The organism is Nocardioides psychrotolerans (assembly GCF_943371775.1).
Taxonomy (GTDB): domain Bacteria; phylum Actinomycetota; class Actinomycetes; order Propionibacteriales; family Nocardioidaceae; genus Nocardioides; species Nocardioides psychrotolerans_A.
In genome coordinates this window covers 23,774-34,689 of the sequence record NZ_CALRWD010000046.1, presented here as the reverse complement: position 1 = coordinate 34,689, position 10,916 = coordinate 23,774, and the positions used below count along the sequence as shown (strand labels likewise).

Annotated in this window: 9 protein-coding genes; 2 read left to right on the top strand and 7 right to left on the bottom strand. The window is 69.0% G+C overall.

Annotated features, from left to right (window positions below):
* From AAG827_RS13900 to AAG827_RS13890, 3 genes are all read right to left on the bottom strand, one after another.
* Positions 1–879 (bottom strand): saccharopine dehydrogenase NADP-binding domain-containing protein (locus AAG827_RS13900; RefSeq protein ID WP_341926668.1); only part of this gene is annotated, 879 nt, incomplete at its 3' end.
* 138 nt (positions 880–1,017) lie between these two features.
* The gene (locus AAG827_RS13895) at positions 1,018–2,451 is read right to left on the bottom strand and encodes a gamma-aminobutyraldehyde dehydrogenase (RefSeq protein ID WP_341926667.1); all 1,434 of its coding nucleotides are present in this window, start codon (positions 2,449–2,451) and stop codon (positions 1,018–1,020) included.
* A gap of 93 nt (positions 2,452–2,544) precedes the next feature.
* Positions 2,545–4,164, bottom strand: coding sequence for an amidohydrolase (locus tag AAG827_RS13890; protein ID WP_341926666.1), 1,620 nt, complete (start codon positions 4,162–4,164; stop codon positions 2,545–2,547).
* A gap of 114 nt (positions 4,165–4,278) precedes the next feature.
* On the opposite strand from AAG827_RS13890, the gene AAG827_RS13885 reads away from it, so the two are divergent.
* Entirely contained in the window at positions 4,279–5,670 is a 1,392-nt protein-coding gene (locus tag AAG827_RS13885; RefSeq protein ID WP_341926665.1) for an aspartate aminotransferase family protein, read from the top strand.
* A 141-nt stretch (positions 5,671–5,811) separates the two neighbouring features.
* Entirely contained in the window at positions 5,812–6,759 is a 948-nt protein-coding gene (locus AAG827_RS13880; RefSeq protein WP_341926663.1) for a type IV toxin-antitoxin system AbiEi family antitoxin domain-containing protein, read from the top strand.
* A gap of 55 nt (positions 6,760–6,814) precedes the next feature.
* On the opposite strand, the gene AAG827_RS13875 is transcribed toward AAG827_RS13880, so the two are convergent.
* From AAG827_RS13875 to AAG827_RS13860, 4 genes are read right to left on the bottom strand one after another with little or no spacing between them, the layout of a single operon-like run.
* Positions 6,815–7,606, bottom strand: coding sequence for an ABC transporter permease (locus tag AAG827_RS13875; protein WP_341926662.1), 792 nt, complete (start codon positions 7,604–7,606; stop codon positions 6,815–6,817).
* Positions 7,603–8,463, bottom strand: coding sequence for an ABC transporter permease (locus AAG827_RS13870; protein ID WP_341926661.1), 861 nt, complete (start codon positions 8,461–8,463; stop codon positions 7,603–7,605). Before AAG827_RS13870 ends, AAG827_RS13875 begins: the two co-directional genes overlap by 4 nt.
* Positions 8,460–9,629, bottom strand: a complete 1,170-nt coding sequence (locus AAG827_RS13865) for an ABC transporter ATP-binding protein (RefSeq protein WP_341926660.1) — start codon at positions 9,627–9,629, stop codon at positions 8,460–8,462. The genes AAG827_RS13870 and AAG827_RS13865 overlap by 4 nt, the downstream gene beginning before the upstream one ends.
* Complete coding sequence (locus tag AAG827_RS13860; protein WP_341926659.1) at positions 9,613–10,806, bottom strand: spermidine/putrescine ABC transporter substrate-binding protein; 1,194 nt, start codon at positions 10,804–10,806, stop codon at positions 9,613–9,615. The genes AAG827_RS13865 and AAG827_RS13860 overlap by 17 nt, the downstream gene beginning before the upstream one ends.
* Between the last annotated feature and the right edge of the window lie 110 nt (positions 10,807–10,916).

Below are 10,916 nucleotides of genomic sequence, written 5' to 3'. Positions count from 1 at the left end.
GTGGGAAGCGGTCTTGACCCGCACCTTCTCGGTGCTGTCGAGCCCGAGCGTGTGCAGCACCTTGAGGATGGTGATGAACTCGTCGCCGAGCCCGTACTTGAACGTCGCACGCTTGCAGTCGATCCAGCGCGGCATGAGGAGCACCTCCTCGTGCTCGACGTTGACGCACTCGACCGGGCCGATGCCCTCGGGGAAGTCGAAGACCTCCGGCTCGCTGAACGGCGCCGTCGTGTGCCAGTCCCCCGCCCCGGTGCCGTCCCCTGCCCAGATCACCGGCGGGTTGAGGCACTCCTCGATCGTGGTCCACATCGAGAAGGACGGCGCGAAGATCTCGTTGCCGTCGTCGTCGGTCACGACCAGGTTGGCGCCGTCGCGGGTGCCGAGCTCGTCGATCTCGCTGAAGAGGTGGTCGCTGGCGTAGCGCGCGAAGACGTCGGAGAGGCCGGGCTCGACGCCGATCCCGACGAGCGCGAGGCGGCCGGCCTCCTCCCAGTCGGCGGCGACCGCGAACTGCTCGTCGCCGAGCTTGACCCCGCACTTCTCGTGCGGCGACTCGGGGTGCGGCCGCGACAGGCTCATCGCCATGTCGAGGTAGTCGGCCCCAGCGGCGAAGGCCCCCTCGAAGACCGGCATGTCGAACACGGGGTCGACCGCGTTCATCACGTGGGTGATCCGGTGCTCGCGGCACAACGCGGTGACCGACGCCGCGTCGGAGGCGTCGACGCGCGCCTCGACGTAGCGCTCGTCGATGGCGGCCGCGGTGCGCGCCTTGGCCTCGTCGTAGTCGGCGACCACGATCGTCTCGAAGAAGTCGCGGCGGGCCGCGATCGCGGCGAAGGCCGACCCGACGCCGCCGGCGCCGACCAGGAGGATCCTCATGCGCTTTTCCATTTCTCTGAAGTCATCGTGAGCGTCGTGAGATCGGTGTGATGCCAAGGCGGACGCGCGAAGGTGGCCTGGGAGCGAAGCGGGCCGTCGAGCGCCGACAACGCCGGCAGCGCGCCGATATCGCGGCGCTCACTCGCCGATGTAGGACATGACGTGCTTAATGCGCGTGTAGTCCTCGAGGCCGTACATGGAGAGGTCCTTGCCGTAGCCGGACTGCTTGAAGCCGCCGTGGGGCATCTCGGAGACGAAGGGGATGTGGGTGTTGATCCACACGACACCGAAGTCGAGACGCTTGGACATGCGCATGGCGCGGGCGTGGTCCTTGGTCCAGACGCTGGAGGACAGGCCGTACTTGACGCCGTTGGCCCAGCGCAGGGCCTCGGCCTCGTCACCGAACTTCTGGACCGTGATGACCGGACCGAAGATCTCGTCCTGGACCTGCTCGTCGTCCTGCTTCAACCCGGAGATGACGGTGGGGGTGTAGAAGTAGCCGCGGTCGCCCTGGCGCGAGCCACCCGCCTCGAGGTTGGCGTGGTCGGGCAGCCGGTCGACCATGCCGGCGACCCGGGCGAGATGGTGCTCGTTGTTGAGGGCGCCGTAGAGGACGTCCTCGTCGTCGGGCATGCCGGTGCGGGTGGCCCTGGCCTGCTCGGCCAGCGCTGCCACGAAGTCGTCGTAGACCCCGGGCCCGGCGAGCACGCGCGTGGCGGCGGTGCAGTCCTGGCCGGCGTTGAAGTAGCCGGCCTCGGCGATCGCGGCGGCGGCCTTCTCGATGTCGGCGTCGTCGAAGACGATGACCGGCGCCTTGCCCCCGAGCTCGAGGTGGACCCGCTTGACGTCGGCAGCCGCAGCACCGGCGACCTCCATGCCGGCGCGGACCGAGCCGGTGATGGACACCATCTGCGGGGTCTTGTGCTCCACGAGCGCGCGACCGGTGTCGCGGTCACCGCAGACCACGTTGAGCACGCCCGGCGGCAGGAACTCCTGGCACAGCTCGGCCAGCAGCGTCGAGCTCGCGGGCGTGGTGTCGCTCGGCTTGAGGACGATCGTGTTGCCGGCGGCCAGGGCGGGCGCGATCTTCCAGATCATCATCATCAGCGGGTAGTTCCACGGCGTCACCTGGCCGACGACACCGATCGGCTCGCGGCGGATGAACGAGGTGTGGTCGGCGAGGTACTCACCGGCCGACTTGCCCTCGAGCACGCGGGCGGCACCGGCGAAGAAGCGGAAGTGGTCGGAGCTGGGCGGCAGCTCCTCGGAGGCGGTCAGGCCCAGCGGCTTGCCGGTGTCGCGGCTCTCCACGCGCACGATCTCGTCGGCGCGGGCGTCGATGGCGTCGGCGATGTGCAGCAGGGCGCGGGCCCGCTCCTGCGGCGTGGTCTCACCCCAGGCGTCGAACGCGGCATCCGCAGCGGCGTAGGCGCGGTCGACGTCCTCGGCCCGCGACATGGGGGCCTGCGCGTAGACCTCGCCGGTGCTCGGGTCGACGACGTCGTAGGTCTCGCCCGCCGAGGCGTCGACGAGCTCGCCGTTGACGATGTTCCTGAATGTCTGGTCAGCCATGTGGGGAGCCTAGTCAGAGGACGACGATATCTGTAGCCCTGAGGGACGACTTGATGCGGATTTCGTCGCCACTCCCCCGCAACACAAGGCAGATCAGTGGATCTGATGTCCGTCGACCCACGTGCTGACGACCCCGGCCGCCCCGATCTCGCCCGGCAGCCCGGCGAAGGGATCGCGGTCGAGCACGACGAGGTCGGCCACCGCACCGGGTCGCAGGACCCCGGCGTCGTCGCGGTGGTTCACCCACGCACTCCCGGAGGTGTAGGCGGCGAACGCCGTCTCGAGCGCGAGGGCCTGCTCGGGCAGGAAGGGCTGCTCCCCCGCCGGGCCGGTCTCGCCGTGGGCCGTGCGGTTGACCGCGACGTGCATCGCCTGGAGCGGGTCGGGCGTGCTGACCGGCCAGTCGCTGCCGGCGACGAGGCGGGCGCCGGCGCGGTGCAGGTCTCCGAAGGGGTACTGCCAGCGAGCCCGCTCCTCCCCCAGGAACGGCAGCGTCAGGTCGACCATCTGCTCGTCGAGGCAGGCCCACAGCATCTGCACATCGGCGGCGACGCCGAGGGCGGCGAAGCGCGCCACGTCGTCGGGATGGACCAGCTGGAGGTGGGCGATCTGGTGGCGGCGGTCATGGCCGGGGTCGAGGCCCTCGAAGGCGTCGAGCGCCTCCCGCACCCCGCGGTCGCCGATGCCGTGGACGTGCACCTGGAAGCCCTCCAGGTCGAGGCGGGCGACGTAGCGCCGCAGCCGCTCCGGGGGGACGAAGGAGGGGCCGGTGTTGGTCGTCGCGTGACCGCAGCGATCGAGGTAGGGCGCCGTCAGGGCGGCCGTGCCGTTCTCCGCCACCCCGTCCTGCATGACCTTGACGCTCGTGGCCCGGAAACGTCCGTGCGTGTAGAGCGCTCGCCGCTCGACCAGGTCGGCGACCTGTTCCTCGCCCCGGTCGCGGTCCCACCACAGGGCACCGACGACGTCGGCGGTCAGGTCACCGCGCTGCGCGGCGCGGAGGTACGTCGGGCCGGGGTCGTCCATCCCCGCGTAGGCGCCGACGATCGCGTCCTGCCAGCCCGTGACGCCGAGCGCATGGAGGTGGGCCTGTCCGGCCAGGAGCGCCCGGTAGTACTCCTCCTCGCTCGTGCGTGGTGTGTGGCGGGCGACGGCGTGCATGGCCCCCTCGTGCAGGGTGCCGGTCGGGTTGCCGTCGGAGTCGCGCTCGACGCGTCCGTGCGCCGGGTCGGGCGTGGTCGCGTCGATGCCGGCGATCTCGAGCGCCCGTGAGTTGACCCAGGCGCCGTGGTGGTCGCGGTTGGGCAGGAACACCGGCCGGTCGGGCACCACCCGGTCCAGGTCGGCCGCGGTCGGCGTGCCGCCGGGGAAGGCCGACATCGCCCAGCCGCCACCGAGGATCCACGGCAGCTCGGGGTGGGCGGCCGCGTAGGCGCCGATGTGCTCGAGGTAGGCCTCGCGACCGTCGAGCTCGGAGAGGTCGCAGCGGATCCGCTCGAGCCCGCCCTGCACCGCATGGACGTGCGCGTCGACGAAGCCCGGGGCGAGGAGGCCGCCGGCCAGGTCCACGACCCGTCCGCCGGGGAGCGTGTGGCCGCTCGGGTCACCCACGAGGACGTCCGCGATGCGCCCGTCCACGACGACGACCGCACCGGGACCGACGTACCGATGACCGTCGAAGAGGGTGCCGTTGCGGAAGACCGTGGTCGTCATGGCGCATGTCTACCAGGCGAAGCCGCGCGCCTTCACAACGAATTCCGTCGCTCAGGCCCCGCACTAACGACGGATCCACTTGCTCTTGGAGCACTTGACGGGGAGGATGACCGCATGACGTTGGACTACGACCACCTGCAGCGCGCGGCCAAGGACCACCTGTGGATGCACTTCACGCGCCACTCGACCTATGACCACTCCGACGTCCCCATCATCGTCAAGGGCGAGGGCGCCTACATCTGGGACGCCCAGGGCAAGAAGTACCTCGACGGTCTCGCCGGGCTCTTCGTGTCGCAGGTCGGTCACGGTCGCACTGAGCTCGCCGAGGCCGCCGCCAAGCAGGCCTCGGAGCTGGCCTTCCACCCGCTGTGGTCCTACGCCCACCCGACCGCGATCGAGCTCGCCGAGCGCGTCGCCGGCTATGCGCCGGGCGACCTCAACCGGGTGTTCTTCACCTCCGGCGGCGGCGAGGCCGTCGAGTCGGCGTGGAAGCTCGCGAAGAACTACTTCAAGCTCACCGGCAAGCCCATGAAGCACAAGGTCATCAGCCGCTCCATCGCCTACCACGGCACCACCGCGGGCGCCCTGTCGATCACCGGCCTGCCCGGCTTGAAGGCGCAGTTCGAGCCGCTGGTGCCCTCGACGTTCCGCGCGCCCAACACCAACTCCTACCGCGCCCACGAGATCACCGGCGGGTTCCTCGACGGGCACACCGACCCCGAGGCCTTCGGCCGCTGGGCCGCCGACCAGATCGAGGTCGCGATCGCCAACGAGGGCCCCGAGACCGTGGCCGCGGTGTTCCTCGAGCCCGTGCAGAACGCCGGCGGCTGCTTCCCACCCCCGCCGGGCTACTTCCAGCGCGTGCGCGAGATCTGCGACCGCCACGACGTGCTGCTGGTCTCCGACGAGGTCATCTGCGCCTTCGGCCGCCTCGGCCACATGTTCGGCGCCGAGCGCTACGGCTACCAGCCCGACATCATCACCTGCGCCAAGGGCATCACCTCGGGATATGCGCCACTGGGCGCGATGATCACGTCCGACCGGCTGATGGAGCCGTTCCTCCACGGGCACGAGTCCTTCGCCCACGGCTACACCTTCGGCGGCCACCCGGTCTCCACCGCGGTCGCGCTGGCCAACCTCGACATCTTCGAGCGCGAGGGTCTCCTCGAGCACGTGCGCGCCCACGAGGGTGCGTTCCGCTCGACGCTGGAGCGCCTCAAGGACCTGCCCATCGTCGGTGACGTCCGCGGCGACGGCTACTTCTACGGCATCGAGCTCGTCAAGGACCGCGACACCCGCGAGACCTTCAACGAGGAGGAGTCCGAGAAGCTCCTGCGCGGCTTCCTCTCCAAGGCGCTCTACGACGAGGGGCTCTACTGCCGCGCCGACGACCGCGGCGACCCGGTCATCCAGCTCTCTCCCCCGCTGATCTGCGGGCAGGAGGAGTTCGACGAGATCGAGCACATCCTGCGCGTCGTCCTCGACAAGGCGTCCACGCTGCTCTGACGCCGAGTCGGCGCGATGTTGCAGCCCGTACGCCGAGTCGGCGCGATGTTGCAGCACCTCAGGCATTCGTCCTGAGGCGGTCGTCCACAGGCACAGATCCGGTCGGATTGCACCGAGCGTGGCCCGGGCAGACCGCCCCGCATGGATCCGCACCCCACCCTGACGATCCTGCCCACCCGCCCGTTCACCATCGCTGAAGCCGACGACTCGGGCGTCGACCGCACGCAGCTGTCGCGCCTGACCGCTGACGGGCAGCTCAGACGGATGCTCAACGGCGTCTACGTGCCGGCGCACGTCGCAGACTCGATCGTGCTGCGCTGTGAGGCATTGAGCCTGGTTGTCCCGGCCGACGTCTTCATCTGCGACCGGACAGCGGCGTGGCTGCACGGGGCGACCGGCGCACTCGCGCCCGGGGAGCACCTGGGCGTGCCGCTCATCTCGATGTTCCGCGCGAGCGACGCCGGCCGGTTGAGGAACCCGGTCGCGGCCAGCGGCGAGCGCCGCATCCGCCCGTCGGACGTCATGGAGCTGCACGGGCTGCGCGTCACGACTCCGCTGCGCACCGCCCTCGACCTAGGGCGCCTGCAGCGCACCGCCGACCTGAGGCTCGCGGGCATGGATGCGATGTTGCGGCTCGGTCTCTTCACGCACGACGAGCTCCTCGCCGAGGTGCGGCGCTTCGACCGTCAGCGGGGCGTCGTCCTCTTGCGCGAGCTTGCCCTGCGAGCCGACGGTGGTGCAGCGTCGTTCGGGGAGTCCGCACTGAGGAACCGGTGGTGGGACGCGGGGCTGCCGCGGCCGCAGACCCAGATCCCCGTCGAGGTCGACGGCGTCGCGTGGTTCTTCCTCGACATGGGTCTCGAGGAGTGGCTGTTGGCGGCGGAGTACGACGGGGTGGAGTGGCACGGAGCGGAGCAGGCCGCGCACGACGAGTCGAGGCGCGCGTGGATGGCATCGGAGCGCACCTGGCAGATCGAGGTGTTCGTGAAGAGGCACGTCTTCGGCCACCACCAGGAAGCGGAGCAACGGCTGCGCCGCACCGCGGCGGCAGCTCGCGCGAGGCTCGAGCGGCGTCGTACGTTCACGTGAACCGCAACATCACGCCGACTCGGCCCACCCCCTGCAACATCACGCCGACTCGGCGTCAGGCCGGGGCGCGGCGCCGGTTGCGGACCTCGGAGCCCAGGACCAGCAGGATCGAGACGACGAACATCAGGGTGCCGACGACGTTGACCTGCATCGGGACGCCGACCCGCTCCTGGCCGTAGACGTACATCGGGAAGGTCGTGGTGTTGCCGGAGTTGAGGTTGGTGACGATGAAGTCGTCGAAGGACAGCGAGAAGCTGAGCAGAGCGGCGCCGAGGATGCCGGGCAGCACCAGGGGGAACGTGACGCGCCAGAACGTCTGGCCCGGTGTCGCGTAGAGGTCCATGGCAGCCTGCTCGAGGTCGTCGTCCATGCCCGCCAAGCGGGCTCGGACGGTGACGACGACGAAGGACAGGCAGAACATCACGTGGGCGATCAGGATCGTCCAGAAGCCCAGCTGGCCGGCGAAGCCCGACGCCACGAAGAGCGCCAGCAGCGACGAGCCGAGCACGATCTCGGGCGCGGCCATCGGCAGGAAGATCAGCAGGTTGGACGCCGAGCGGCCGGCGAAGTCGTGCCGCACCAGGGCGAACGCCGCGAGGGTGCCGAGGACGGTCGCCACGAGGGTGGCGAGGAAGCCGATCTGGATGCTGGTCAGCAGCGAGCTGCACAGGTCGTCGGGGCCGCAGGGGTTGCGCCAGTTGTCGAGGGTGAAGCTGCCGAACTTGTAGACGTTGCGGCCGCCGGGGTCGTTGAAGCTCATGCCGACCACGACGAAGATCGGGATGAACGTGTAGACGAGCACGAGCAGTCCGAGCATCAGGACCAGGTGCTCACGGATCCACCTCACAGCAGCTCCTCCGTCCCTGCCCGGCGCACGTAGACCAGGACCATGGCCAGGATCAGCACCATCAGCAGCACCGACAGGGCCGAGGCGACCGGGTAGTTGTTGGCGTCGGTGAACTGCGCCTGGATCACGTTGCCGATGACCCGCTCGTTGGTGCTGCCGAGGAACTGCGCGTTGATGTAGTCACCGACCGCGGGGATGAACGTCAGCAGCGTCCCGGACACGACGCCCGGCAGCGACAGCGGCCAGGTGACCTTGAAGAACCCGACGAAGGGGTTGGCGTAGAGGTCGCTGGAGGCCTCGATCAGCCGGTGGTCGATCTTGTCGATGCTCGCGTAGAGCGGCAGGACCATGAACGGCAGGAAGTTGTAGGTCAGGCCCGCCACGACGGCGATCGGAGTCGCGAGCAGCCGGCCGTCGTCACCGAGGATCTGCAGCGTCTGCAGGGTGTTCACCACGAAACCGTCGTCAGCGAGGATCAGCTTCCACGACAGGGTGCGGACCAGGAAGCTGGTGAAGAACGGCGCGATGACGAGCACCAGCATGAGGTTCTTCCAGCGGCCGGCCTTGAACGCGATCGTGTAGGCCAGCACGTAGCCGAGCAGCAGGCAGAACAACGTGGCGATCGCGCCGTAGAGCAGCGAGCGGCCGAAGGGGCCGGCGTAGTCACGGACCACGTCGACGTAGTTGCTGAAGGCGTAGGTCATCTCGTAGCCGCGGAAGTCCGAGCCGCCCTGGTCGAACAGGCTGGTCGCGACCAGCGAGTAGAACGGGATGACGAAGAACAGCAGCAGCCACAGTGCGGCCGGGAACAGGAGCAGGTAGCCGATCTTGCCCTTGCGCCGGACGGTCTCGCTCACTGATCGTCTCGCTGGGCGCCGGCGGTCGCGTCCTGGGACTGGTCGAGGAGGAACGCGTACTCAGGTCGCCAGGACAGCTCGACCTTCTCCCCCACGGCGAACATCCGTCGCCGTCCGGTGTTCTGCTCGAAGACCTGGAGCTCCTGGCCCCAGGGCATGCGCACGAGGTACTGCGTGCTGACCCCCACGAAGCTGACGTCGGTGATCACGCCACCGGGGATGGTGTTGCCGGGGGCGTCGAGCTCCTCGCCCGGCTCCCCGAGCAGGACCTTCTCGGGACGGATGCCGACCCAGCCCTGGTCGCCGTCGACGTGGGTCCTCTCGGTCGGCACCGAGACCTGGATGCCGTGCATGTCGACGGTGGTGACGTCGGCGGCACGGGACACGACGGTGCCCGAGATCAGGTTGGACTGACCGAGGAAGTTGGCCACGAACGTCGAACGCGGGTTCTCGTAGAGCTCGGCCGGTGCACCCATCTGCTCGATGACCCCGGCATTCATCACCGCGACCGTGTCGGCCATGGTCATGGCCTCCTCCTGGTCGTGGGTGACGTGGATGAAGGTCTGCCGGACCTCGGTCTGGATCCGTTTGATCTCGATCTGCATCGCGCGCCGCAGCTTGAGGTCGAGGGCGCCGAGGGGCTCGTCGAGCAGCAGCACCTCGGGCTCGTTGATCAGGGCCCGCGCGAGCGCGACCCGCTGCTGCTGGCCGCCCGAGAGCTGGGCCGGCTTCTTGCGCGCCTGCGAGGTGAGCTCGACCAGCTCGAGCATCGCCTCGACCTTCTCCTTCACCTGCGCGGACTTGCGGCGGCGCAGCCCGAAGGCGACGTTCTCGAAGATGTCGAGGTGCGGGAAGAGCGCATAGCTCTGGAAGACGGTGTTGACCGGACGCCGGTAGGGTTTGGCGTAGGTGATGTCGTTGCCACCGAGCACGATCGACCCCGAGGTCGGTGTCTCGAGGCCCGCGACCATCCGCAGCGTGGTGGTCTTGCCGCACCCTGACGGCCCGAGCAGTGCGAAGAACGACCCCTTGGGCACGTCGAGGTCCAGGGCGTCGACCGCGGTGAACCCCCCACCGAAGGACTTGGTGAGCTGCGAGAGCCGCAGCCCGTCGTACGTCGGGTCGCTCGCGGCCTGTGCCGCGACGTCCTCAGCCAGCTGTGACATCGGCCCACTCCTTCTCGTACTGCGCGTTCTGCCGGTCGTCGAGCGGCATGAAGTCGAACGTGTTGGCGAGGAACTCCTCGTCGGGGAAGATCAGCGGGTTGTCGACCAGCGAGGGGTCGAGCTTCTCCATCTCCTCGCGGGCGCCGGCGACGGGGCAGATGTAGTTGACCCAGGCGGCGAGCTTGGCCGCGACCGCCGGGTCGTAGTAGTAGTCGATCCACTGCTGGGCGTTGGCCTGGTGCGTGGCCTGGTTGGGGATCATCATGTTGTCGCTCCAGAGCGACAGCCCCTCCTCGGGCACCACGAACTTGATGTCGGGGTTCTCGAACTGGGCCTGGATCACGTCGCCGGACCAGGCCTCGCAGGCGAGCACGTTGCCGCCCGAGAGCTCCTGCAGGTAGTTGTTGCCGGCGAAGCTGCGCAGCTGCCCGTCGGCGATCGCCTTGCGGAGCCGGTCGAGCGCGTTCTGCCACTCGTCCTCGGTGAAGTCGGTCGGGTCGGCCCCGACGACCTTGAGCATGAAGCCCATGGTGTCGCGCATCTCGGTGAGCAGGGTGATCTTGCCGGTGAGGTCTGAGCGGCTGATCAGCTCCTCGAAGCTGCCGACCTCACCCACCTCGGCGGCGTTGTAGGCGATGCCGGTCAGGCCGCTCTGCCAGGGCGCGTGGTAGGCGAGATCGGGGTCCCACTGCTTGTCGCGCAGCGAGTCGATGATGTTGGCGTGCAGGTTGGGCACCGCGGCCTTGTCCATCGGCTGGATCCAGCCGAGGCCGATCATCCGCGCCGCCATCCAGTCGGTCAGGACGATCATGTCGCGGTCGATCGGGTCGCAGGAGCCGAGCTGGTTCTTCACCTTGGCGTAGAACTCGGCGTTGTCGTTGACATCGACGTTGTAGTCGACCGTGATGCCCGTCTGCGCCTGGAACTCCGCCATCGTGGAGGTCGGCTGCTTGCGGGGGTCGATGTAGCCGGTCCAGTTGGAGATGACCATCGAGCGCTCCCGCGCCGACACATCGGCGGCACGGCACTTCATCGGGTCCTGGGCGGCCCCGTCCACGGAGAAGAAGGGCAGCTTGAGCGCGGCGAGGCTCACGCCGGCGAACGCGACCGCGCCACCGCCCTTGAGCATCCCCCGACGGGACAGGGTCGAGCGGCGTGCGAGTTCGTCAGGCGGCATACGACTTCCCTCTGTTGCGAGACCGATCCATCGGATCGTGTCATGCCGGTCGGGGCTCGACAAGGGATCCAGTCGATATGAAACCCGCTCGCAACGAAATCGATTGCGAC

Excerpts from the sequence above, each read along its gene's own strand:
- AAG827_RS13865 (WP_341926660.1), bottom strand. The coding sequence starts at position 9,629 with ATGTCACAGCTGGCTGAGGACGTCGCGGCACAGGCCGCGAGCGACCCG.
- AAG827_RS13890 (WP_341926666.1), bottom strand. The coding sequence starts at position 4,164 with ATGACGACCACGGTCTTCCGCAACGGCACCCTCTTCGACGGTCATCGG.
- AAG827_RS13885 (WP_341926665.1), top strand. The coding sequence starts at position 4,279 with ATGACGTTGGACTACGACCACCTGCAGCGCGCGGCCAAGGACCACCTG.
- AAG827_RS13895 (WP_341926667.1), bottom strand. The coding sequence starts at position 2,451 with ATGGCTGACCAGACATTCAGGAACATCGTCAACGGCGAGCTCGTCGAC.
- AAG827_RS13860 (WP_341926659.1), bottom strand. The coding sequence starts at position 10,806 with ATGCCGCCTGACGAACTCGCACGCCGCTCGACCCTGTCCCGTCGGGGG.
- AAG827_RS13880 (WP_341926663.1), top strand. The coding sequence starts at position 5,812 with ATGGATCCGCACCCCACCCTGACGATCCTGCCCACCCGCCCGTTCACC.